At 17.8% G+C, this 25,493-nt stretch carries 20 protein-coding genes; 9 read left to right on the top strand and 11 right to left on the bottom strand.

Annotation, left to right across the window (positions count from 1 at the left end):
* The first annotated feature begins 49 nt into the window (after positions 1–49).
* Together aspS and GJT84_RS02300 are read left to right on the top strand one after the other, a co-directional pair.
* Positions 50–1,804, top strand: coding sequence for an aspartate--tRNA ligase (gene aspS / locus GJT84_RS02305; protein ID WP_168867314.1), 1,755 nt, complete (start codon positions 50–52; stop codon positions 1,802–1,804).
* Between the two features lie 16 nt (positions 1,805–1,820).
* The gene (locus GJT84_RS02300) at positions 1,821–2,546 is read left to right on the top strand and encodes a YebC/PmpR family DNA-binding transcriptional regulator (RefSeq protein WP_211080598.1); all 726 of its coding nucleotides are present in this window, start codon (positions 1,821–1,823) and stop codon (positions 2,544–2,546) included.
* 410 nt (positions 2,547–2,956) lie between these two features.
* Here GJT84_RS02300 and crr read toward each other — a convergent pair whose 3' ends face one another.
* The 4 genes from crr to GJT84_RS02280 form a co-directional block, all read right to left on the bottom strand.
* The gene (gene crr / locus GJT84_RS02295; protein ID WP_168867312.1) at positions 2,957–3,475 is read right to left on the bottom strand and encodes a PTS glucose transporter subunit IIA; all 519 of its coding nucleotides are present in this window, start codon (positions 3,473–3,475) and stop codon (positions 2,957–2,959) included.
* Between the two features lie 44 nt (positions 3,476–3,519).
* Complete coding sequence (gene ptsI / locus GJT84_RS02290) at positions 3,520–5,232, bottom strand: phosphoenolpyruvate-protein phosphotransferase PtsI (protein ID WP_168867311.1); 1,713 nt, start codon at positions 5,230–5,232, stop codon at positions 3,520–3,522.
* 153 nt (positions 5,233–5,385) lie between these two features.
* Complete coding sequence (locus GJT84_RS02285) at positions 5,386–5,640, bottom strand: HPr family phosphocarrier protein (RefSeq protein WP_168867310.1); 255 nt, start codon at positions 5,638–5,640, stop codon at positions 5,386–5,388.
* A 254-nt stretch (positions 5,641–5,894) separates the two neighbouring features.
* Positions 5,895–6,476 (bottom strand): 5-formyltetrahydrofolate cyclo-ligase, encoded by a 582-nt coding sequence (locus tag GJT84_RS02280; protein ID WP_168867309.1) that lies wholly within the window; start codon positions 6,474–6,476, stop codon positions 5,895–5,897.
* 226 nt (positions 6,477–6,702) lie between these two features.
* On the opposite strand from GJT84_RS02280, the gene lysA reads away from it, so the two are divergent.
* Complete coding sequence (gene lysA, locus GJT84_RS02275; RefSeq protein WP_168867308.1) at positions 6,703–7,974, top strand: diaminopimelate decarboxylase; 1,272 nt, start codon at positions 6,703–6,705, stop codon at positions 7,972–7,974.
* Between the two features lie 226 nt (positions 7,975–8,200).
* On the opposite strand, the gene GJT84_RS02270 is transcribed toward lysA, so the two are convergent.
* Positions 8,201–8,881 carry a MutH/Sau3AI family endonuclease gene (locus GJT84_RS02270; RefSeq protein ID WP_168867307.1) on the bottom strand — a complete coding sequence of 227 codons (681 nt, stop codon included), beginning with the start codon at positions 8,879–8,881 and terminating at the stop codon, positions 8,201–8,203.
* 66 nt (positions 8,882–8,947) lie between these two features.
* Between GJT84_RS02270 and lgt the strand changes: the two genes are divergently transcribed.
* The 4 genes from lgt to recD all read left to right on the top strand — a co-directional run bounded on the left by lgt (position 8,948) and on the right by recD (position 18,487).
* Positions 8,948–9,805: a prolipoprotein diacylglyceryl transferase gene (gene lgt, locus GJT84_RS02265; protein WP_168867306.1), complete on the top strand. Its 858-nt coding sequence runs from the start codon at positions 8,948–8,950 to the stop codon at positions 9,803–9,805.
* 77 nt (positions 9,806–9,882) lie between these two features.
* A complete protein-coding gene (locus GJT84_RS02260; protein WP_168867305.1) occupies positions 9,883–13,059 on the top strand; it encodes an exodeoxyribonuclease V subunit gamma in 3,177 nt (1,058 codons plus the stop codon).
* Positions 13,026–16,613 (top strand): exodeoxyribonuclease V subunit beta, encoded by a 3,588-nt coding sequence (gene recB / locus GJT84_RS02255; protein ID WP_211080597.1) that lies wholly within the window; start codon positions 13,026–13,028, stop codon positions 16,611–16,613. The genes GJT84_RS02260 and recB overlap by 34 nt, the downstream gene beginning before the upstream one ends.
* A 29-nt stretch (positions 16,614–16,642) precedes the next feature.
* Complete coding sequence (recD, locus tag GJT84_RS02250; protein WP_168867303.1) at positions 16,643–18,487, top strand: exodeoxyribonuclease V subunit alpha; 1,845 nt, start codon at positions 16,643–16,645, stop codon at positions 18,485–18,487.
* Positions 18,488–18,535: 48 nt separating this feature from the next.
* Here the strand turns inward: recD and rplS are convergent, their stop codons facing one another.
* From rplS to GJT84_RS02225, 5 genes are read right to left on the bottom strand one after another with little or no spacing between them, the layout of a single operon-like run.
* The gene (rplS, locus tag GJT84_RS02245) at positions 18,536–18,886 is read right to left on the bottom strand and encodes a 50S ribosomal protein L19 (RefSeq protein WP_168867302.1); all 351 of its coding nucleotides are present in this window, start codon (positions 18,884–18,886) and stop codon (positions 18,536–18,538) included.
* Between the two features lie 19 nt (positions 18,887–18,905).
* The gene (gene trmD, locus GJT84_RS02240; RefSeq protein WP_168867301.1) at positions 18,906–19,670 is read right to left on the bottom strand and encodes a tRNA (guanosine(37)-N1)-methyltransferase TrmD; all 765 of its coding nucleotides are present in this window, start codon (positions 19,668–19,670) and stop codon (positions 18,906–18,908) included.
* 14 nt (positions 19,671–19,684) lie between these two features.
* On the bottom strand, positions 19,685–20,230 hold the full coding sequence (gene rimM, locus GJT84_RS02235) for a ribosome maturation factor RimM (protein ID WP_168867300.1): 546 nt from the start codon (positions 20,228–20,230) through the stop codon (positions 19,685–19,687).
* Between the two features lie 13 nt (positions 20,231–20,243).
* Positions 20,244–20,483: a 30S ribosomal protein S16 gene (gene rpsP, locus GJT84_RS02230; RefSeq protein WP_168867299.1), complete on the bottom strand. Its 240-nt coding sequence runs from the start codon at positions 20,481–20,483 to the stop codon at positions 20,244–20,246.
* Positions 20,484–20,506: 23 nt separating this feature from the next.
* A complete protein-coding gene (locus tag GJT84_RS02225) occupies positions 20,507–21,883 on the bottom strand; it encodes a signal recognition particle protein (RefSeq protein WP_168867298.1) in 1,377 nt (458 codons plus the stop codon).
* A 161-nt stretch (positions 21,884–22,044) separates the two neighbouring features.
* On the opposite strand from GJT84_RS02225, the gene GJT84_RS02220 reads away from it, so the two are divergent.
* Both GJT84_RS02220 and GJT84_RS02215 read left to right on the top strand, forming a co-directional pair.
* Positions 22,045–22,788 carry a Nif3-like dinuclear metal center hexameric protein gene (locus tag GJT84_RS02220; RefSeq protein WP_168867369.1) on the top strand — a complete coding sequence of 248 codons (744 nt, stop codon included), beginning with the start codon at positions 22,045–22,047 and terminating at the stop codon, positions 22,786–22,788.
* Positions 22,789–22,870: 82 nt separating this feature from the next.
* Positions 22,871–24,262 (top strand): basic amino acid/polyamine antiporter, encoded by a 1,392-nt coding sequence (locus tag GJT84_RS02215; protein ID WP_168867297.1) that lies wholly within the window; start codon positions 22,871–22,873, stop codon positions 24,260–24,262.
* A gap of 87 nt (positions 24,263–24,349) precedes the next feature.
* On the opposite strand, the gene nrdB is transcribed toward GJT84_RS02215, so the two are convergent.
* Positions 24,350–25,480: a class Ia ribonucleoside-diphosphate reductase subunit beta gene (gene nrdB / locus GJT84_RS02210; RefSeq protein WP_168867296.1), complete on the bottom strand. Its 1,131-nt coding sequence runs from the start codon at positions 25,478–25,480 to the stop codon at positions 24,350–24,352.
* Positions 25,481–25,493: the final 13 nt, after the last annotated feature.

Here is a 25,493-nt window from a genome sequence, read left to right as displayed (position 1 = left end):
ATGTTAATATAAAAATATTTTATAAAAATTTAAATAATAGGTGTTTTTTATGAAAAATAGAATTTATTGTGGAGAAATTAATACAACACATATAAATCAAGAAATAATACTTTATGGTTGGATAGATAATTATATAAATTTAGGTAAATTAATCTTCATTAATTTAAGAGATCGAGAAGGAATTATACAAATTATTTTTACATCTTCAAATAAAACAATTTTTAAATTAGCTTCAACATTACGTAATGATTTTTGTGTTAAAATAATAGGTAAAGTAGTAAAAAGAATAAATAAAAATTTAAATTTACCAACAGGAAAAATAGAAATAATAGCATCTAATTTATTTATTATAAATAAATCAAAATCATTACCTATTAATAATAATATTTTAAATACAGAAGAAATTAGATTAAAATATAGATATATAGATCTTAGACAATTTAAAATGTTAAAAATAATTAAAAATAGATCAATTATTACAAGTATTATTAGATCTTTTTTAGAAAAACATAAATTTTTAAATATTGAAACACCAATTTTAACAAAATCAACTCCAGAAGGATCTAGAGATTATTTAGTTCCTAGTCGTATACATAAAAAAAAATTTTATGCATTACCACAATCTCCTCAAATTTTTAAACAATTATTAATGATTGCTGGATTAGATCGTTATTATCAAATTGCTAAATGTTTTCGTGATGAAGATTTAAGATCAGATCGTCAACCAGAATTTACTCAAATTGATATAGAAGTTTCTTTTTTAAATTTTGATGATTTTAAAAATTTAATAGAAAAAATGTTATGTTATTTATGGAAAAATATAATAAATATTACACTAAAAAAATTTTCCATAATAACTTTTCATGATGCTATGAATAATTATGGTACAGATAAACCTGATTTAAGAAATCCATTAAAATTAATAGATTTAACAAATCTATTTATTAAAAAAAATAATAAAATTAATAATATTTTTAATAGAATAGTATCAATTTGTGTTGAGAATAAATATATTAAAAATATAAATAATGAAATATTAAATAATTATAAATTATATATTAATAAATATGGTACTAATGATCTTAATATTTTAAAAGTAAAAAATCATAATTTAATTAATTTTTTAAATAAAAATAATCAATCAAAATTTTTAATAAATGATCAAATGTCAAAAAATATTATTTTACGTAATCAAGCTAATAATAATGATTTAATCTTTTTAGGAACAGAAAAAATTAATGGAACATTAAGTTCTATGGGTATTTTAAGAGAAAAATTGTCTATAGATTTTAATCTAATAAAAAAAAATACATGGTTTCCATTATGGATTATTAATTTTCCTTTATTTAAAAAAGATAAGATAGGAAAACTTATTCCAATGCATCATCCTTTTACATCTCCAATAAAATTTAATATAAATGATTTAAAAAATAATCCAGAGAATATTATATCTGATTCATATGATATAGTAATTAATGGATATGAAATTGGTAGTGGATCAGGAAGAATATATGATTATAAAATACAGCAGATAATATTTGATATTTTAAAAATAAATAGACAAATACAAGAAAAAGATTTTGGTTTTTTTTTAGAAGCTTTAAAATTTGGTACACCTCCACATAGAGGTATTGCATTAGGATTAGATCGATTAGTTATGTTACTTTCAAATACAAATAATATTCGTGATGTAATTGCTTTTCCTAAAACTACTTCTGGAGCATGTTTAATGACTCAATCTCCTAATTTTATTAATAAAAATATTTTAAAAGAATTAGGATTATTATGTATAACAGATAAATAATATGAAGGAATTTTTTATGGCTGGACATAGTAAATGGTCTAATATGCGTTATCGTAAAGCATCACAAGATATAAAAAAAGATAAAATTTTTACTAAAATTGCTAGAGAATTAAATACTGCTAGTAAGTTAGGTGGAACAATTGATCCACAATATAATCCTAAATTACGTTTAGTTATAGAAAAAGGTTTATCATATAATATGAATAGATCTACAATGGAAAAAATATTATTTAGGAAATTAAATAAAAAAAAAATATCACAAGTTAATATAACAAATATTTCTTATGAAGGTTATGGTCCTGGAAATATTGCATTAATGATCAATTGTACTACAAACAATAAAAATAGAACTGTTTCTGTAATAAGAAATACTTTTAATAAAATAGGATATCGTCTAGGAAATAGTGGTACTGTTTCTTATATGTTTAAAAAAAAATTTAAAATATCATTTTTTCATAAAAATAATTTAGATAATATTATGGATATTGCTGAAAAATTACAAGCTGAAGATATTATTTTTAATAATGAAATAATTGATGTTATTTTTAATGAAGAAAAATATAAAATTATATTATTAGAAATAAAAAAAATCTTAATTAAACCAGTTAAATTTAAATTTACTATGATTCCTGTAATTAAAAAAAACATTGATATATTAACAAAAAATAAATTATTAAATTTTTTAAATTTATTAAAATTAAATAATGATATACAAGAAATTTATCATAATGCTAATATTTAATAAATTTAAATTAAATGATTAAAATAAAATATTTATATATTAAAAATTAACAAAATTAATATTTTAAAATATATGTTACTTATATTTTTTATAACGTATAATATACCAATACAAAATAAAATTTTGATAGTTTTATCTATATAATTTCTTTAATATAGATTATATTTTAAAATTTTTTATAAAAAATAAAATTTATAAAATTAGTTATATAATTAATATATAATATGATTGTTTAAAATTAAAATTTAACTATTAAAAAATTAGATTTTAATTATTAAAATTAATTATCTATATTTTACTCCTATAAAAAATTTTTATTAATATTAAATAATTATTTAATTATCTATTAAATTTTTAAATCAATACTAAAATATATTTAATATTTTAAAAAATAAAATTTATATATATTATTATTTAGTTATTTTAAGTACTGGATCAATACCCGCAATAACTTTACCAGAATATTTTTTTATTTCTTTAATATCTTCAATATTAGAAATTACAACAGGAGTTAGTATTGATTTTGCTGTTTTTATTAAATAATCCAAATCTAATTCAATAATTATGTCTCCTTTTTTAATTATATTTGTTTCTTTTAAATTAAATATACGTTTAAATCCTTTTCCTTTTAAATTAATTGTATCAATACCAAAATGTACAAATAATTCTATTTCATTATTTGATATAATAGAAAAAGCATGATTAGTATCAAAAATTTTTCCAATTCTTCCATCTATTGGAGATACAAGAAAACTACCTGTAGGATTAATTGCAATCCCATCACCTATAATTTTATCGGAAAACACAGAATCTGGAACAGTAGTTATATCAACTATTTCTCCAGAAATAGGTGCTAAAACTTTAATAGTAGTAGTTTCTTTAATTATTTTTTTTTTTATTTTTTGAAAAATATCAGAAAAAAAATTCATTTTTTATCTCCTAAAAAATTTTATTTATATAAAATATATTAATATTATTTATTAAATTCATATATAAGATTATTAATATCTTTAATAGTAGGTTGTAATAAGATATTATCTGCTAAAATTTTTGCTTTATTCATTTCTATATTTCTAATAATATTTTTTATTTTAGGAATAAATGTTGAACTCATACTGAATTCATCTAAACCCATACCCAATAAAATTGGAATAGCACGTTCATCACTAGCTAACTCACCACACATACCAGTCCATTTTCCTTCTGAATGTGATGCATCAATAACTTTTTTAATTAAATAAAAAATAGATGGAGATATAGGTTTATATAAATGAGAAATTAAATCATTACCACGATCTACAGCTAATGTATATTGAGTTAAATCATTTGTACCTATACTAAAAAAATCAATTTCTTTTGCTAAATATTTAGAAATAATAGCAGATGCAGGAGTTTCTACCATAATTCCTACTGGAATATTTTTATTAAAATCCTTTTTTTCATTTTGAAGTTGTTTTTTTAAAAAATTTAATTCATCTTTTAAAAAATAAACTTCTTCAATAGAAATAATCATTGGAAACATAATACATAATTTTCCAAATACTGATGCTCGTAAAATAGCTCTCAATTGTGTATGTAATATTTCTTTACGATCCATAGTTATTCTAATAGCTCTCCATCCTAAAAAAGGATTATTTTCTTTAGGTAAATTCATATAAGGAATATCTTTATCACCTCCTATATCCATAGTACGAATAATAATAGATTTACCATACATACTTTTTGCTACTATTTTATAAGCATGAAACTGTTCTTCTTCTGAAGGTAAAGAATTACGATTCATAAATAAAAATTCTGTACGATATAAACCAATACCTTCAGCACCATTTTTTTTTGCATTATTTAAATCTTTTAATGAACTAATATTAGCACATATTTTAATCTTAATATTATCTTTAGTTACAGCTGGTAAATTACTTAATTTTATTAATTTATTTTTTTCAATAATATATTTATTATATATTAATTTAATTTTATTGATTATTTGATTTGTAGGATTTATATATATATTATTATTAATACTATCTAATATTAGATAATCATTTGTTTTTACTTTACTAGTAATATTTCCTGTACCTACAATAGCCGGTATTTCTAAAGAACGAGCTATTATTGCTGTATGAGAAGTTTGACTACCAAAATCTGTAATAAATCCTAAAATTTTTTGTAAATTTAATTGAGCTGTTTCTGATGGTGTAAGATCTTTTGCAATTAAAATTACTTTATCTTTTATTTCATTTAAATTAATAATATTGATACCTAAAATATTTTTTATTAGACGACTACCAATATCTTTAATATCAATTATTCTAGATTTTAAATATTCATCTTTAAGATTTTCTAATAATTGTATTTGAGATTTTATTACATAATTTACAGCAGCATCAGCTGATAAAAAATTATTTTTTATTAATGAAATAACTTCTTTAATCATTTCTTCATCTTGTAAAAGTATAATATGTCCTTCAAATATAGATTCTTTTTCATTATTAAATTTTTTAATTGATGTGTTTTTAATTAATTTAAGTTGTTCTATTGATTTTTTTTGTCCATCAAAAAATTTTTTAATTTCTAATTCTATTTGATTATTCACAATTTTATTATGATTAATAATAATATTATCTACTTTTAATAAAAATGCTTTACCAAAAGCAATACCAGGAGAAGCTAAAATTCCTGAAATCATAATTTACCTCTATTATCATCTAATGATTTTTTATCAAATATTATTAATTTTAATAATATATTATTTAAATATAAAATTAATTATTTAATAAAATTATTTATATATTTATTTTGTTAATAATATTATTATAAATATAATTTATCATTATTTATATTATAATTTTTTAATAATTTTTATTAAATGTTCTATTGCTTCTTTTTCATCTTTTCCATAAGCTGTCAAAATAATTGAAGTTCCTTTAGTCATTCCTAATGTTTGTATTTTAAATAAACTTTTAGCATTAACTGTTTTTCCATTAGATGTAATTGTTATATCTGAAATAAAAGATTTAGCTTCTTTTACAAATAATGCTGCTGGACGAATATGTAAACCATGAACATTATTAATAATAATTTCTTTTTGAAACATTATTTTTCCCTAATTTTTAATTAATTTATTATTTTAAAATTTTATATATTAAAAAAATTGTTAAATTTATTCATAAATAAGAACTTTATATATAATTCATTTTTATAAAATTTTATAAATAACAGATATTAATAATCTTAACTACTAATTACTATAAGTAATTAATACAATAATGCATTATTATTTTTATATCAAATTATATTTAATTTAATATTTAAATTAAACATAATAAATATTAATATTTTATAATTTAATTATAACCATATTTTAGATTGTGTAATAATTACTGGTAATGAAATATCCCAATTACAAATAGGAAATTCATTATTTAATTGACAATCATAAGCTATACCGATAGGTAAAATATTATTTGATTTATTGATTAATAATCTATCATAATATCCACCACCCATACCTAATCTATAACGATCTGAATTAAATGATACAATAGGAATTATTATTATATCTAATATATCTATTAAAAATAAAGATTCTTTTTGTATATTAGGTTCTAATATATTAAATTTATTAAATTTTAAGATTGTATTAGAAGTATATTTAGAAAAGAATAATTTTCCTTCAAAAAATGGATCTATAATAGGGACATAAACTATTTTATTTTGCAACCATAATTTATTAATTAATAAATTTGTATTTATTTCTCCTAAAGAAGAAATAAATAATCCTATATTTTGATTTTTTTTAAATGAAATAAAATTTAATATTTTATTAGTAATAATATTATCTAATATATTTTTATTTATAATAGAAATATTTTTTCTTAATTTTTTATATTTATTACGAATTTTTATTCGTTGAAGTATTTTTTTATGCATATAAATTGTATTATAGATAATATATTAAAATTAAATTTTATATGATTTATTTTATTATAATTAATAATTATAATAAAAAATTTTTGTATATATTGAATAATATTTTTTTAAAATATATTATTAATTAAATTATTTATAAATATTTATATAAATATATGAAAAATTTTAGTTAAAAAAATTACTAATTTTATTAAAAATTACTAAAATATTATAGGTTATAGTAATTATGACACAAATATTTGATATTTATCATAATAAAAATAGTTTTTTAACAAAAACTATATTTTCTATTATAAAAAAATATAATTCTCCAATTTGGTTGTATTGTGCAGAAACTATAAAAAAACGTATTTTACAATTGAAAAAATTTGATACAATTAGATTTGCTCAAAAAGCATGTTCTAATATTAATATATTAAAATTAATGAGAAAAGAAGGTGTAAAAGTAGATGCAGTATCTTTAGGAGAAATAGAAAGAGCATTAGCAGCTGGTTATAATAGTAAAAATAAAGATGATATTATTTTTACAGCAGATATTTTTGAATATAACACGTTAAAACGTATTATAGATTTAAATCTTACTGTTAATGTTGGTTCAATAGATATGTTACATCAATTAGGTAAATTATCTAAAAAAAATCACAATATTTGGTTACGTATCAATCCTGGATTTGGACATGGACATAGTAAAAAAACTAATACTGGAGGTGAAAATAGTAAACATGGTATATGGCATACAGACTTAAAAAAGTCAATTGAAATTATAAATCAATATAATTTAAAGTTAATAGGAATACATATACATATAGGTTCAGGTGTTAATTATTCTCATTTAAAAAAAGTATGTAATGCTATGACTGAGTATGTATTAAAACCTTATCTTCCTAAAATTAGGATAATATCTGCAGGTGGTGGTTTATCTATTCCTTATAGATTATATGATAAAAGTGTTGATACAAAACACTATTTTAAATTATGGAATAATACACGTAATATTATTAATAATCATTTACAAAAAAAAATAAAATTAGAAATTGAACCTGGTAGATTTTTAGTAGCAGAATCAGGAATATTAATTTGCCAAATATGTGCTATAAAAAAAATAAAAGAAAAACGATTTATTTTAGTTGATGTTGGTTTTAATGATTTTATGAGGCCTGCAATGTATGGAAGTTATCATTATATATCTGTAATTTCTTCAAAAGGTATAGATATGTCATATTTACCAAAAATAGAAGCTATAGTTGCAGGTCCTTTATGTGAAGCAGGAGATATATTTACACAGTCAGATAAAGGAGAAATAACATTTTGTTTATTACCATATGTTAATGTTGGAGATTATTTAATTTTTCATGATACAGGTGCTTATGGAGCATCTATGTCATCTTATTATAATAGTAGACCTTTAATACCAGAAATATTAATAGAAAATGGTATTCCAAGAGAAATTCGTCGTCATCAAAAAATACAGGAATTAATTAATTTAGAAATATATTAAATTAAAATAGATTAATAATTATTTTAATTTAAAATATAATTCCTAAAAAAATAATATTTTAAAAATTAATAATTTAATTATTTCATATATTATTAATATTTTTATAACAAATATTATCATAAAAATAATTAATAAATATGAAATAATATTATTTATATATAATAAAATAAACTAATTTATTGAAAATACTATTTTAATATATAAAACTTAATTTTAAAATTATTATTTATGAATTCATAAATAATAACTTTGTAAATTTTTTTTTAAAATAAAAAGCTCTAGGTGTAGTCAAAATAATATTTTTATCTTTATTTATAATTTTAATAAATTTATTTTTTTTAGATTTTGTTTTTACTACTAAAATAGTACCATTATAATAATTTATATTTTCAATATTACCAGAAATAAATAATGTTATTAATCCAACCCAATCATTATATAAGTTTTTATAATCTTTTTTTGAAGGTTTCCATATAATTGGTTTACCTATTAATCTCATTCCCAAAGGAGTATTTTTATTTTTTGTTATAATAGGTATCCATAAAATTTTAGATAATTTATTATATAATTTACTTTTATTCCAAATAAAAATTTTTTTATTTATTAAAGGAAAAGAACATATAAAAGTATCATTAATAATATTTCCTTGTTCATCTATAGGAATAGTTTTAATTTCTATGCCTATTTGAGGTATATCTTGATTAAATGTGTTTTTTGGTTTAATACCTAATAAATATAATTCAATTAATTTACCTATCCATCCTTTATCTTTATTTAAATTAACTGGAATATTATAATTTAACCATTTTGCAATATTTATTAAATAATGACCTGTTATTAATGATGCTCTTAAAAATAATATTTTTTCACTATTAATATTATTAGAAAAAATTCTATTTATATTCATATAATATATTGTACCTATTAAAAAATAATATTATATATAGTATATAATATTATTTTTTATAATAAAATGAACATAAAATATTTATTTTTTCCAAAAATTAATCCAATTGCTATTACAATAGGTAAAATTGATATTTATTGGTATAGTTTAATGTATGTAATTAGTTTTTTATTTATAATAAATATATCAAAACTAAAATTTTATCATAGTTCAAATTGGACAAATAAAGAAAATGAAAATTTATTTTATTTATCTTTTATTGGTCTTTTATTAGGTGGTAGAATAGGATATATATTATTTTATAATTTAAAATATTTTTTAATTAATCCTATATCATTGATTAAATTTAAAGAAGGAGGTATGTCTTTTCATGGAGGATTAATTGGTGCTATTTTAGTTATTTTTACATATTCTATCTTTTATAAAAAAAAATTTTTAGAATTAACAGATTTTATTACTCCGTTAATTCCTTTTGGATTAGGTATGGGAAGAATAGGAAATTTTATTAATGGTGAATTATGGGGAAGAGTTACTATTAGTATTCCATGGGCGATGTTATTTCCTAATTCAACCCAATCAGATTTAATTTATATTCAAAATCATAAAAATTTTATAAACTTATTTATAAAATATGGTAATTTACCTAGACATCCATCACAAATTTATGAATTTTTTTTAGAAGGAATAGTATTATTTATTATTTTAAATATAAATTATTCTAAAAATAAACTATTAGGTTATAATACTAGTATGTTTTTATTATTTTATGGTATGTTACGTATTTTTGTAGAATTTTTTAGAGAACCTGACATACAATTAGGTTTTTTTTATAATTATATAACTATGGGTCAAATATTATCTTTTCCAATGGTATTTATAGGATTAATCATGTTATATTATGCTATATATAAAAAATTTAATTAATATAAAAATATTTTATATATAATATTATAGTATTTAAATTACTAATATATTTATATGAAATAAATAATATTTATAATATGTTTACAATATATCATTCTAATAACTTAAATATTTTATTAAATTTAATTAAATATAATATTTTAAAAAATCCATTACAAAATCCATTAAAAACAGAAATTATAATTTTACCTAATACAACATTTATTCCATATTTAAAAATTTTTTTTTCTAAAATTTTTGGAATACATGCTAATATTAATTATATTAAGCCAGAAATATTTATTTGGAATTTATTTGTAAAAATTATTCCAAAAATTAAAAAAGGAAATATTTTTAATAAAAAAATTATTATTTGGCAATTAATGAATATTATTCCAGAATTAATTATTTTACCTGAATTTAAACATTTTCATAAATATATAAATAATATAAAAAATATTAAATGTTTATTTCAATTATCAATTCAAATTGCTAATTTATATGATGAATATCAAAAGTATCGTCCAGAATGGTTATTTTTATGGGAAAATAATGAGATAATATCTCTAAAAAGTCAAGATCAAATTTGGCAAGCTAAATTATGGAAACAATTAATTATATATAATAAAATAACATTAAATAAACCATTATGGTATTTTAGTAAATTATATAATTATTATATTAAAAATAAAAAAAAAATTAAATATTCTATTTTACCAGAAAGAATATTTATTCTAGATACACAAAATATTCCTTTAATATATTTCCAATTATTAGAACAAGTAACAGAATATATAGAAATTCATATTTTAGTAAATAATCCCTGTATACATTATTGGGATAATATTCAATTAAATAAAAATTATAATTTTAATAATTCATTATTATTTTCTTGGGGAAAGTATGGATTAAATAATATAAATAAATTAATAAATTTACAATCTAGAGTAATAGAATCATTTATGATGATAAAATCTAAAAATTTATTAAAAAATATACAAAAAGATATTTTATTATTAAAAGAAAATTTTTTTTCAAGAAACAAGAAAAAAAAAATTAATAATATTGATAATTCTATACAAATTAATATTTTTTCAGATGCTAAACAAGAAATAGAATTTTTATCTATTAATATTATTAAGTTAATAAATAGTAAAAAATATTTTTTACATGATATTATTGTTATTTCTCCTAATTTAAAAAAATATTTACCTTTTATTTATTCTATTTTTAATAAAAAAAAAATACCTTTTAATATATATTTAAATAATGATAAATATGATGTATTTAATATACCTGATACTTTTTTCTTTTTATTAAATCTATCAAAAAAAAAATTTAATCCAGAAGAAATATTTTTTTTATTAAATAATAATGATATTTCAAAAAAATTTTCTATTAATGGTGAAGAAGATTTAATTTATTTACGTTATTGGATTAATGATATTGGAATTAAATATGGGTTAGACTTTAGTAATTTTAAAAATATTTCTTTACCTAAAGATCAATATACTTGGAAATTTGGATTATATCGTATGTTATATGGTTATGCTATAGATAATAATTCAGGAAATTGGAATGGTATTATTCCATATAATGGAACATTCGGTTTATTAGGAGAATTATTAGGCAAATTTACTTATTTTTTATTTATATTATATAAATGGAAAAAAAAATTAAATAAGAAACAAACAATAAAAAATTGGAAAAAAATTTTAATAAAATTGTATTCAGATTTTTTTTATTCAAAAATTTATTTAAATAAATATATGACATATTTTTTTAAAAAGATCATAATGTTTATTGATAATGGTTTAAATTCTAATTTTAAACAAAAAATATCTATTAATATTATTATAGAAGAATTTCAAATTCTATTAGAAAAAAAAAAAAAGCAATTTAATTATTCTTTAAATAAAATTAATTTTTGTAATTTTGGACAATTAAATGGAATATCTTTTAAAGCTAGTTTTGTAATAGGTATGAATAGTAAATATTATCCTAAACGTTCATATCCAGTAATTTTTAATTTAATAAAAAAATATCCTAAAAAAAATGATAAAAATGATTTAGATAAAGAAAAATATTTTTTTCTTGAATTATTAATTTCTTCTAAAGAAAAATTATATTTAAGTTATATTAATAATAAAAATCTAAATTATAATAAACAATATCCTTCTATTTTAATAACTGAATTATTAGAATATATTTCTCATAATTATGATATTAAAAAAAATAAAATAACTAATTGTATTATTAATAATATATGTCATTTACATAAAAAAAATAATATTTTTATAAAATTTAATATTCAACATGATGATTTTTTAAATAAAAAAAATATTAATATTGATAATTTTGAAAAATTAGAAATAAAAAAAATTTTTTTAAAAAAAATTTTAAATTTTTGGCAAAATCCTTTAAAAGGATTTTTTAATCAACGATTAGGAATATATTTATATAATTTAAATAAAATAAAATTTTCAGAAATAGAACCTTTTTCACTTGATTATTTAACAGAATACAAAATTAATAAAAAAATATTACATTCATTAATTTTTAATACAAATACTGATTTAATTTATTATCAATATTTAAATAAAGGAATTTTACCATATGGTAATTATGGTAAAATATTATGGAATAATAAAGAAAAAAATATATATAATTTATTTACTCATCATTTAAAAAATTATAAATATGATAACATAATTAAACATATTAACATAAATGTATCTGGAATAATATTATATGGAGAAATAAATCTTATAAGTTATATTAAAGGTTTTATAAAATATGAACCTAAAATTATAGATATAAAATCTATTATAGTTTTTTGGATAGAACATTTAATTTTATGTACAGTAAATATTAGAAATGGAGAAAAATTTATTTCAAAATTAGTAGGATTTAAAAATACTGAATATAGTTTTTCTTATATTAATCCTAATATAGCAGTAATTTTATTAAAAAAATATCTTAATGGATATATATATGGATTAAATAATCTAATTATGTTACCTATGAAAAGTTCTTGGGAATGGTTATATTATTGTTTTGATAAAAAAAATAAGTGTATTAATTACGATATTTTTATACAAAAAAATGCAAAAAAAAGATTTTTTTATTTTTGGAATTTAAATAATAATTTAACAGGAGAATGTAATGATTTATATTTTAATAGATTAAATTATTTTTTTGATAAAAATAATTGGTTAAAAACTATAAAATTAATAGAAAAATGGATTTTACCTATAATACTTTATATGAATTAAAATATTTTGTAATTATTATGATAAAAAAAATAATAAAAATTAAAGAATTTAATCCTTTTACAGATGATTTGAATCAAGAATATTTAATAGAAGCTTCAGCTGGAACTGGAAAAACTTTTACAATAATTATAATTTACTTACGTTTTTTATTAGGTTTATATAAAAAAAATGAAACTAATATTCCATTATCAGTAGAAGAAATATTAGTAGTTACATTTACTGATGTTTCAACACAAGATTTATGTAAAAGAATAAAAAATAGTATTAATATATTACGTATAGCATGTATAAAAGGTACTAGTCCATATTCTATTATTAATAAATTTCTTAAAAAAATAAAAAATCTTCAAGAAGCAAATTTAATTTTATTAAAAGCAGAATTAAACTTTCATAATGCAACTATTTTAACAATACATTCATTTTGTCAAAAAATTTTAAATCTTAAAAATTATGAAATTAATGGTTTTGTTAATAATAAAAAATTAATTAATAATGAAATTTATTTACAAAATAATGCATCTGTAAATTTTTGGAGAAAATATTTATATCCTTTACCAAAAAATATTGCACAAATAGTATTACAATATTGGAAAACACCTAGTGAATTAATTAATAAATTATTACCATTTTTATTAAAAAATAAATTACCTAAATTAAAATATCATTTTAATAATATAAGTTTAATAAAACAATTTTATAAAAATATAAAATATATAAAAATTTTTAAAAAAGAATGGATAAAATATAATAATGATATAATTAACGTTATTATAAAATCTGATATTAATAAACATATTTATAATAATAGATCTATTAAATTTTGGATAGAATATATAAATCAATGGGTTATTAATAATGTTGAAGATAATTTTATTCCAGAACAATTAAAACGATTTTCTCAAAAAGTTTTAATCTCAAAAACTATAAATAAAAAAAATTTTCCAAAACATATTTTATTCAAAAAAATAGATATATTTTTAAATAAAATCATTAGTTTAAAAATATTAATAATAATAAAAGCTATAAAATATATTAAATTTTTAGTTAAAAAAAATAAAGAAAAAAACGAACAAATTAGCTTTAATGATTTATTATTAATATTAAATAAATCATTAAGTAATTGTGATACTAATAAAAATTTAGCACAAGATATAAGAAAATTATATCCTGTTGCATTAATAGATGAATTTCAAGACACAGACATACAACAATATGACATTTTTAAAAAAATATATATAAATCAATCTAATTGTACATTAATATTAATTGGAGATCCTAAACAAGCTATTTATTCTTTTAGAGGAGCTGATATTTTTACTTATATTAAAGCTTCTCTTGAAATTAAAAATCGTTATACATTAAAGAATAATTGGAGATCATCTAAAACTATGGTTAATAGTGTTAATAAAATATTTTCTAATCAAACACATCCTTTTTTTTTTAAAAATATAATTTTTCATCCAACATCATATGTAAAACAAAAATTAAATTATAATTTTATTATTAATAATATTATTCAACCAGGAATTACATTTTGGTTTTTACCTAAAGAAACAAATTTAAATTTATATAAACAAAAAATATCATATCAATGTGCTTATGAAATTTGTCAATGGCTTATACTAGGACAACAAAAAAAAATTTTTTTTAAAAAAAATAAAAATCACAAAAATATTATTAATATATCAGATATAGTAGTATTAGTACGTAATAAATATGAAGCTAATATTATTCAAAAAGAATTTATAAAATTTAATATTCCTTCTATTTATTTATCTAATTCTAATAGTGTTTTTGAAACAATAGAAGCAAAAGAACTAGTGTTATTATTACAATCTATTTTAGAACCACATCAAGTAAAACGGTTAAAAAATATTTTAGCAAGTAATTTATTTAATATAGATTTATCTAATTTTGATTATAAAAAAGAAAAATATTTTTTAGAAAAGATTATCAATCAATTTATTAAATATAGAAATTTATGGAATAAATATGGAATTTTATTAATGTTAGAAAATATTTTTTTAAAAAAAAATATTTTATTTAAAACAAATATAATAAATAATACTCATAAAAAAAAAATACAGAATATATTACATATAGCAGAATTAATAGAAATAGAATTTATAAAAATTAAAGATAAAAAACAAATAATTATTTGGTTATTAAAACAAATTACATTTCCAAATAATAGATCAGTTGATCAACAAATAAGATTAGAAAATGATTCTAATCAGATTAGGATAATTACTATCCATAAAGCTAAAGGATTACAATTTCCATTAGTATGGATACCTTTTATTGCTTCTAATTTTTTAGATTTAATAAATAATGAAGGAATAATTTATCATGATAGAAAAACATTAAAAACAATTATAGATTTTAAAAAAGATGATGATAGCATTAAACATGCATTAGAAGAATTATTATCAGAAAATTTACGATTATTATATGTATCTTTAACTAGATCAATTTTTCATTGTAGTATTGGTATAGGAATTATTAAAAATAATAAAAAAAAATATCAAAAATATTTACCATATCAAAGTGCTATAGAATTTTTGATAAATAATAAAAATAATGTATGTTATAATAATTTTAAAAATTCTTTATATTCTTTAATAAATCAAGATATTCAAATTAAAATTTTAACTAAAAAAAAACAAATACAATATAATCCAATATGTTCTATAAAAGAAGAAGATAAAAATAAATATTTTAATGAATTAAAAATTAATAAATATAAAACTTTATTAATTACAAGCTATTCTATAATTAAAAATAATTTAAATATAAATAATAATATTTATCAATATAAATTTTTAAATTCTAAAAAAAAATATATAAAAAAAACACCACATACTTTTCCAACAGGTAAAGAAATTGGAATTATTTTACATAATATTTTTGAAAAATTAGATTTTACTCAAAAAATATCATATTCTTTTATTAAAAAAGAATTTTGTAATAAAGAAATTAATCCTTCTTGGTATATTCTTTTAATAAAATGGTTAACAAATATATTGAATCATCCATTAGGAATGGATAATATTATTTTAAGTAAAATAGAAAATAAAAATAAAAAAACAGAACTAGAGTTTTATTTAACAATAAAAAATAAATTATGTATTATTGAATTTAATAAAATAATATGTCAATATGATAATATTTCTAAAAAATTACCAATATTAAATAATAATATTCAAGGAATATTAAAAGGTTTTATCGATTTAGTATTTTTATGGAATAATAAATATTATTTAATAGATTATAAATCTAATTGGTTAGGAAAAGATTATGCTAAATACACTAAAAAATATATAGAAAAAAATATATGTTTGAATAGATATGATTTACAGTATCAAATATATACATTAGCTTTACATAAATATCTTAGTTTCCGTATTAAAAATTATAATTATAAAGAACATTTTGGAAGTGTTTTATATTTATATATAAGAGGGATTAATAATTTTAAAAATAATTCAAATGGTATCTGGGAAATAAAACCATCTTATAAATTAATTGAAAAATTAGATAAACTAATTTTTTAAAAATTTTAAAATATAACTAAATTAATAATATGTATTCTTTTTTAAAAAAATTATATAAAAATAATTTTATTCGTTTAATTGATGTACAATTTGCATATATACTTACATCTAAAAATGAACCATATTTAATGTTTATTGTTGCTTATCTTAGTTACTTTATTAGTAAAGGTAATGTTTGTTTACCATTATTTAGATTTAGTATAAAAAAAATATTAAAAAACAATAATATTTTTTTATCAAAAAAAGAAATAGTATTTATTGATAATATTATAAAAATGAAAAAAAAATTATTAGATTATACAATAATAAGTAATGGTGATAAAGTTACTCCATTAGTTATACAAAATAATTGTCTTTATTTATATAGAACATGGAAATCAGAAAATATAATTATTAAAAATTTAATAAATAATTATTATGTTTTACCTAAACAAAATAATATAAAAAAAATATTAAATATTTTATTTGATTCAAGTGATATTTGGCAAAAAATATCAGTAGCAATTGCATTTACTCATAAAATAAGTATAATTACAGGTTCTCCTGGTACTGGTAAAACACATATTATAGCAAAATTAATAATATTTTTTATAAAAATGTATTCTATACCATTAAAAATTAAAATAGTTGCTAGTACAGGAAAAGCAGCTAATAGATTAACAGAATCAATTAATCAATATTTTATAAAAAATAATTTTTTAATTACTAAAGAGGAAAAAAAAAATATTCCTTATAAAGCAACAACTATTCATCATTTATTAAAAATTAATATGTATAATAAAAAAACTGTATATAATATTAATAATAAATTAGTTGTTGATTTATTAATTATAGATGAAGCATCTATGATTGATTTAACTTTAATGTCAATTATATTAAATATTTTATCTACTAATAGTAAATTAATTTTATTAGGTGATGATAATCAATTACCTCCAATAGAAATGGGTTATATTTTTAAAGATCTTTGTAATTTTAAAAAATTTAATTTTACTAAAAAATATTCAGAATGGTTATATGATACAACTAATTATAATATTAAAAAAAAAAATAATAATCAAAGATTTTTTTTACGTAATTGTATTAGTTTATTACAACATAATTATCGTTATGAATATAATTCAGGTATAAGTCAATTAGCTATATTAATAAAAGAAGGTAATACTAAAAAAACTAAAGAATTATTTATGAATCATAAATTCAATGATGTTAAATATATTAACATTAATACTGAAAAAAAATATAAATTAATGATTTTACAATTTGTTTTAGAATATAAAAAATATTTTAATTATTTAAATAAAAAAAATAATATTCATGATATTTTTAATTTTTTTAGTAAATATCAAATTTTATGTGCAATAAAACATGGATTATTTGGTACAAAAGAAATTAATGCTCAATTAGAAAATGCATTTTTAAAAAAAAATATTTTAAATAATACTTGTAAAGAAAATAATTGGTATATAGGACGTCCTATTATTATTACTCAAAATAATAGTTTTTTAAATTTATATAATGGTGATGTAGGAATTACATTTTTAGATAAATTAGATAATGAATTAAAAGTAAAATTTCATTTATCTAATGGAAAATATCATAATATTCTTATAAATAATTTACCTAAATATGATTTATCATATGCAATCACTGTACATAAATCTCAAGGTTCAGAATTTAATAATATATCTTTAGTATTACCTAATAAATATTCATCAATATTAACTAGAGAATTAATTTATACTGCAATTACAAGATCTAAATCAAAAATATCAATTTATAGTAGTAATAATTCAATATTATTTAAATCAATAAAATCAAAAATAATACGATTTTCTAACTTAGAAAACCGTATTTTAAATATTAATAAATAATTATTAATTTAATAAATTTTTTATAAAATATTATTTTATTGAATATTTTTATATTAAACGTTCTTTTATTCGTGCTGCTTTTCCTGTTAATTTACGTAAATAATATAATTTGGCTTTTTTAACATATCCATGTTTTTTTATAGTTATAGAATCAATTATTTTTGAATATATTTGAAATACACGTTCGATGCCAATATTGTTAGATATTTTTCTTACAGTAAATGAAGTATTTAATCCTCTTTTACGTATAGCAATTACAATTCCTTCAAATGATTGTAATCTTTTTTTAGAACCTTCAACAACCCATACTTTTATTTCTAATGTATCTCCTGGTCTAAATAAAAGAGAAATTGTACTATTTTTTATTTGTTCTTTTTCTATAGAATTAATAATATTCATTATATTTCCTAATATTATATTATTTTTTAAAAATTTTTTCTTTAAAATAATTATTTTTAAATTTATCAAATAATATTTTTTCTTCTTTAGTTAATTTTTTTTTCTTAAATAAATCAGGTCTTTTTAACCATGTACGACCTAAAGACTGTTGTAATCTCCATTCTTTTATTTTTTTATGATTTCCTGAAAATAAAATATTTGGTACTTTTTTCATGTTTTTTAATATTTTTGGCCTAGTATAATGTGGACAATCTAGCAAACCATTATTAAAAAAAGAATCTGTATCATTTGAAGATTTTTTATTTAAAACCCCAGGAATTAATCTAGCTAAAACATCAATTAAAACCATAGCTGGTAATTCTCCACCACTAAGAATATAATCTCCTATAGATATTTCTTCATCTATATAGGAATCTATTATTCGTTCATCTATACCTTTATATCTACCGCAAACTAATATTAATTTTTTATAAATTAATAAATTTTTTATATATGATTTATTAATTTTTTTCCCTTGAGGAGATAAATAAATTAATCTTGCATCACCATTTGCTTTATATTTTGCATCATGAATAGATTTTATTAACGGTTCCGCTTTTAATAAAACTCCACTTCCTCCACCATAAATATTACAATCTACATCATGATATTTATTTTTTGTATAATCTCTAGGATTCCAAAAATTTAATTTTAAAAGTTTTTTTTTTATACTTTTACTAATTATTCCATAATCAGTAATTGATTTAAACATTTCAGGAAACAAACTAATAATACCAATCCACATAATTATTTTTTATTTTAATAAATATTAAAATCCCAATCTACTTTAATAATATGTTTTATTAAATTAATACTTTTAATTACTTGATTTTCAATAAAAGGAATTAATTGTTTTTTAATATTTTTTTTATTTTCTATTATAATATTAGATTCTATAATAAGTACATCATTAGCACCTGTTGATATAATATCTTTAACTTGTCCTAAATTATTAGAATTATTTATGTTAATAATTTTACATCCAATTATATCATTCCAATAATATTCACCTATTTTTTTATATTTTATTAAATAATGATAAAAAATATATATTTTATAATTTACTAATTTAATTACATCATTACGATTATTAAAATTATTAATTTTAACAATATAATAATTATTATTAAATATCCATTTAGTAAATATTATTGGAAATATTTTAGATTTATTATTAATAATAAATAAATTTTTATAAAAAAAAATATTTTTTTTATTAACAGTATAAGAATATAATTTTATATATCCTTTTATACCATATACTGATCCAAATTTACCTAAAACTATATTTTTAATAATATTCATATTTTTTAATAATTTAATTATTATTTTTTATTAAAAAATTAACTCTTTTAGAAACAATTGCTCCTCTTAATAACCAATAATTAACTTTATCTTTATTAATTTTTATATTATTATTTTTTTTTGAAGAAAATGGATTAAAATAACCAATACGTTCAATAAAACGTCCATCTCTTGGACTTTTATTATTAGTTACAACTATTTGATAAAAAGGTTTTTTTTTAATTCCATGACGAGATAAGCGAATTTTAACCATATAATATTACCTATATTAAATATTTAAAAAGTTTTTTTTGGAAAAATATTTTGTAATTTACGAAATATTTTCTTCATACCATAATTATTTTTCATTTTTTTAGATATTAATCTAAATTGATTATATTGTTTAAATATAACATTAATTTTTTGTATAGAAATACCAGAGCCTATAGATATTCTTTTTTTTCTTGAATAATTAATAATATTAATATCTAATTTTTCTTTAATAGTCATAGAATTAATAATAGTTTTAGTTTCTTTAACTATATTACTATTTGTATTAATCATATTTGATATTGGATTTATAGAATAATTTATATTTGGATAATTCATTTTATTTATTATTTTTGTAATTCCATTATTACCTATTTTATTTATTTGTTCTATTTGATTTAAAAAATCACTTATATTAAATTCTTTTCCTTCTTTTATTTTTTTTATTAATTTTTTATTTTCTATATTATTAATTTTATTTTCAATATCTTTAATAGAAGATAATTCTTCTTCCATTCCTAAAATTCTAATAGCAATTTTTTTTGGAGAAAAAATTTCTATTTTATCTAATTTTTCTCCAGTACCAATAAATTTTATTGGTTTATTAGTTATATGTTTAATTGATAAAGCAGCTCCTCCTCTTGAATCACCATCAGTTTTTGTTAAAAAAATTCCTGTTAATGGTAATATCTTATTAAAAATATTAGCACTATTAACTGCATCTTGTCCTGTCATTGAATCAACAACAAATAATGTTTCTATAGGATTAATATGATTATGAATATTTTTTATTTCTTTCATCATATTATCATTTATATGTAATCTTCCTGCTGTATCTATGATTAATATATCATAAAAATTAATTTTGGCATGATTTAATGAGTTTTGAGCAATTTCAATTGAAGAAGAATTTTCATCATCAGTAAAATAATCTATTTTTACTTGTTTAGATAAAATTTTTAATTGTTCTATAGCTGCAGGTCTATAAATATCAGTTGATGCAACTATTATTTTTTTTTTATATGTTTTTTTTAAAAAATATGCTAATTTAATAACACTAGTAGTTTTTCCCGCACCTTGTAAACCTGCTAATAAAATTACTGCAGGTGGTTGAATAGCTAAATTAATATTTATATTAGATTCACCCATAATTTTTATTAAATTATTTTTAACTAATTTTAATAATTCTTGTCCAGGAGTAAAACTATTATTAATTTTTTTACCAATAACATCTTTTTTAATTTTATTAATAAGATTATTAACTACTTTTAATGCTACATCTGCTTCTAATAAATTATTAGATATTTTCTCTAATGTTTCTTGTATATTTTTTTCTGTTAATCTACCATAATTACTTATTTTAGATAATGTTTCTGATAATTTATTACGTAAATTTTCAAACATTTATATATTTTTCCTTTTATTAATTTTTTTTTATTTTAAATTTTAAATATTATATAATTAATAATTACTAATATAATTTAAAAAGATAAAATAAATATATTTAAATATAAATTTTTAAATTTAATTATTTATTATATATATATTTATTTTAAATGAAAATGATAAATAACATTGAATTAGAAAAAATTATTAATAAAAAATTAAATTCAAATAATATTTTTGATTATGTTCCTAATGGATTACAAATAGAAGGAAAAAAAAATATTAGAAATATTATTACAGGAGTAAGCGCATGTCAAAATTTATTAGATATAGCAGTTTTTGAAAAAGCAGATGCAATTATAGTACATCATGGATATTTTTGGAAAAATGAACCTTTAATTATTAAAGGATTAAAACGTAATCGTTTAAAAACATTATTATCTAATGATATAAATTTATATAGTTGGCATATTCCATTAGATATTAATAATACTATAAGTAATAATGTATTTTTAGCAAATTTATTAAATATTAATATTATAGGTAAAATTAATCCTTTTATTTTTTATGGTAATTTTAATCCTCCTTTAAAGATTCAAGATTTAATAAGTCTTATTAAAGATAAATTAAATCGTATACCTTTACATTTTGGAAAAAATGCACCTAAAATTATAAATAATATTGCTTGGTGTAGTGGAGCAGGACAAAAATTTTTTGAAGAAATAGTAAATTCTAATATTGAAGTTTTTCTTACAGGTGAAATATCAGAACAAACAATACATATTGCTACAGAATATGGTATTAATTTTATATCAGCAGGACATCATGCTACTGAAAAAGGTGGTTTAATTATGTTAAGTCAGTGGTTAAAAGATAAATATAAATTGAAAATTAAATTTATTGACATAAATAATCCTGTGTAATTATATAATTATTATTATAAAATATTATTTTTTTAAAACAATTAAATAATTTTAATAAATTATTATATAAGAAGGAATTATTTTGAATAAAAAATTAGATCTGAAAGCATTAACAGCATTAGTTATTAGTTCTATGTTAGGAGCAGGTGTTTTTAGTTTACCACAAAATATGGCTGCTATTGCTAGTCCTGCAGCATTAATAATAGGATGGATTATTACTGGTATAGGAATTATTTTTTTAGCTACTTCAATGTTATTACTTCATAAATTAAAACCTAATCTTGATGGTGGTATTTTTGCATATGCTAAAGATGGATTTGGAGAACTTATAGGATTTTGTTCAGCATGGGGTTATTGGTTATGTGCCGTTATTGCAAATGTTTCTTATTTAGTTATTGTTTTTTCAGCAATAAGTTTTTTTACTGATCATTCTAATCATATAATTTTTGGTAATGGTAATACATGGGAATCTATATTAGGAGCATCTATTTTACTTTGGGCTGTACATTTTTTATTATTAAATGGAACTCAAACTGCAGCAATTATTAATATAATTGCTACTTTAGGAAAATTACTTCCATTAAGTATATTTATAATATTAGCTATATTAGCTTTTAATCTTCAAAAATTTAATATTGATTTTACTGGAATTAAATTAGGTATTCCAATGTGGGAACAAATAAAAAATACAATGTTAATTACTTTATGGGTATTTATTGGAGTAGAAGGAGCAGTAATTTTATCTTCTAAAGCTAAAAATAAAAATGATGTAAGTAAAGCTACATTATTAGCAGTTATGATTGCTTTATGTATATATTTATTAGTAACATTATTATCATTAGGTATTATTAATAGAGTAGATTTAGCAAACATGAGAAATCCATCTATGGCAGGAATAATGACAGTATTAATTGGTAAATGGGGCACTATAGTTATAGTTTTAGGATTAATTATATCAGTTTGTGGTGCTTATCTAAGTTGGACAATTATGGCAGCTGAAGTTCCATGGATAGCAGCAAAAAACAAAATATTTCCTAAATTTTTTATAAAACAAAATATTAATAAAGCACCTTCTTCAGCACTCTGGTTTACAAATATTAGTATGCAATTATGTTTAATTTTAATTTGGTTAACCAAATTAGATTATAATCATTTATTAATTTTAGCTTCTGAAATGATATTAGTTCCTTATTTTTTAGTTGGAGCTTATTTATTAAAAATATCTTTTTATAATAAAAATATATTACATATATTTATAGGTATAGGATCATGTATATATGGTATATGGTTATTATATGCTTCAGGACCTTTGCATTTATTGTTATCATTAATTTTATATGCTCCTGGTTTAATATTTTTAATTTTATCAAAAATATATAATCCTAATATTTTAGTATTAAATAATAAAGAACAATTTATTTTAATTTTTTTATTATTAGGATCAATTTTTTCTTTATTTTATTTAATAAAATAGAAATTTTATAAATATAAAAATCCATCATATTATTTAATAAATTAATTATATGACTGTTATAATAATATTATAACAGTCATAATAAATTTATAATTTAAAATTATTAAAATCTTTAATATTAACTGTAGAATCAATTTGTCCAATTAAATAAGAACTAACCTCTACTTCTTGAGGAGCCATTTGTACATTATCTGAAATTAACCATGAATTAATCCATGGTATAGGATTGTTTTTAATTGAAAAAGGTAAATTTAAACCAATATTTTTCATTCTTACATTAGTAATATATTTAATATATTGACATAAAATTTTTTTATTTAATCCTATTATAGTACCATTAGAAAATAAATATTCAGCCCATTGTTGTTCTTGTTTTGCAGCGTTTAAAAATAATTTATAACATTGAGGACGACATTCAATAGCGATTTTTGCCATATCTATATCTTCATCTCCTTTATGCATTATATTTAATATATATTGTGTTCCTATTAAATGTAAATATTCATCACGTGCTATAAAACGAATAATTTTTGCATTACCTTCCATTAATTCTCTTTCAGCAAAAGCAAAAGAACATGCAAAACTAACATAAAATCTTATTGATTCTAATATATTAATATTCATTAAACATAAATATAATTTTTTTTTCAATTCATATAAATTAATAATTATTTTTGATCCATTAATTATATGAGAACCTTCTCCAAATAAGTGCCAATAATTTGTCATTTTAATCAGTTCATCATAATAGTTAATAATATCTGTAGCCCTAAGAATAATATTTTTATTAGTTACAATATCATCAAAAACTAATGAAGGATCGTTAATAATATTTCTAATAATATAAGTATAAGAACGAGAATGTATTGTTTCAAAAAAAGACCATGTTTCTACCCATGTTTCTAATTCAGGAATAGAAATTAATGGTAATAATGCTATATTTGGGCTTCTTCCCTGTATAGAATCTAATAAAGTTTGATATTTTAAATTACTAATAAATATATGTTTTTCATGTTGAGGTAAATTTTGATAGTGAATACGATCACATGATATATCTATTTCTTCAGGTCTCCAAAAAAAACTTAATTGTTTTTCAATTAATTTTTCAAAAATATAATGTTTTTGTTGATCATAACGAGCTATGTTTACAGATTGTCCAAAAAACATAGGTTCTTTTAACTGATTATTTTTTTTATAAGAAAAAGTAGTATAACTCATTTCATTATCCAAA

The sequence above is a fragment of the Enterobacteriaceae endosymbiont of Plateumaris sericea genome, assembly GCF_012562605.1.
Classification (GTDB): domain Bacteria; phylum Pseudomonadota; class Gammaproteobacteria; order Enterobacterales; family Enterobacteriaceae.
This window is presented reverse-complemented; position numbering and strand designations above follow the sequence as displayed.

Coding starts and splice junctions, on each gene's coding strand:
- aspS (WP_168867314.1), top strand. CDS start 50: ATGAAAAATAGAATTTATTGTGGAGAAATTAATACAACACATATAAAT.
- GJT84_RS02300 (WP_211080598.1), top strand. CDS start 1,821: ATGGCTGGACATAGTAAATGGTCTAATATGCGTTATCGTAAAGCATCA.
- crr (WP_168867312.1), bottom strand. CDS start 3,475: ATGAATTTTTTTTCTGATATTTTTCAAAAAATAAAAAAAAAAATAATT.
- ptsI (WP_168867311.1), bottom strand. CDS start 5,232: ATGATTTCAGGAATTTTAGCTTCTCCTGGTATTGCTTTTGGTAAAGCA.
- GJT84_RS02285 (WP_168867310.1), bottom strand. CDS start 5,640: ATGTTTCAAAAAGAAATTATTATTAATAATGTTCATGGTTTACATATT.
- GJT84_RS02280 (WP_168867309.1), bottom strand. CDS start 6,476: ATGCATAAAAAAATACTTCAACGAATAAAAATTCGTAATAAATATAAA.
- lysA (WP_168867308.1), top strand. CDS start 6,703: ATGACACAAATATTTGATATTTATCATAATAAAAATAGTTTTTTAACA.
- GJT84_RS02270 (WP_168867307.1), bottom strand. CDS start 8,881: ATGAATATAAATAGAATTTTTTCTAATAATATTAATAGTGAAAAAATA.
- lgt (WP_168867306.1), top strand. CDS start 8,948: ATGAACATAAAATATTTATTTTTTCCAAAAATTAATCCAATTGCTATT.
- GJT84_RS02260 (WP_168867305.1), top strand. CDS start 9,883: ATGTTTACAATATATCATTCTAATAACTTAAATATTTTATTAAATTTA.
- recB (WP_211080597.1), top strand. CDS start 13,026: ATGGATTTTACCTATAATACTTTATATGAATTAAAATATTTTGTAATT.
- recD (WP_168867303.1), top strand. CDS start 16,643: ATGTATTCTTTTTTAAAAAAATTATATAAAAATAATTTTATTCGTTTA.
- rplS (WP_168867302.1), bottom strand. CDS start 18,886: ATGAATATTATTAATTCTATAGAAAAAGAACAAATAAAAAATAGTACA.
- trmD (WP_168867301.1), bottom strand. CDS start 19,670: ATGTGGATTGGTATTATTAGTTTGTTTCCTGAAATGTTTAAATCAATT.
- rimM (WP_168867300.1), bottom strand. CDS start 20,230: ATGAATATTATTAAAAATATAGTTTTAGGTAAATTTGGATCAGTATAT.
- rpsP (WP_168867299.1), bottom strand. CDS start 20,483: ATGGTTAAAATTCGCTTATCTCGTCATGGAATTAAAAAAAAACCTTTT.
- GJT84_RS02225 (WP_168867298.1), bottom strand. CDS start 21,883: ATGTTTGAAAATTTACGTAATAAATTATCAGAAACATTATCTAAAATA.
- nrdB (WP_168867296.1), bottom strand. CDS start 25,480: ATGAGTTATACTACTTTTTCTTATAAAAAAAATAATCAGTTAAAAGAA.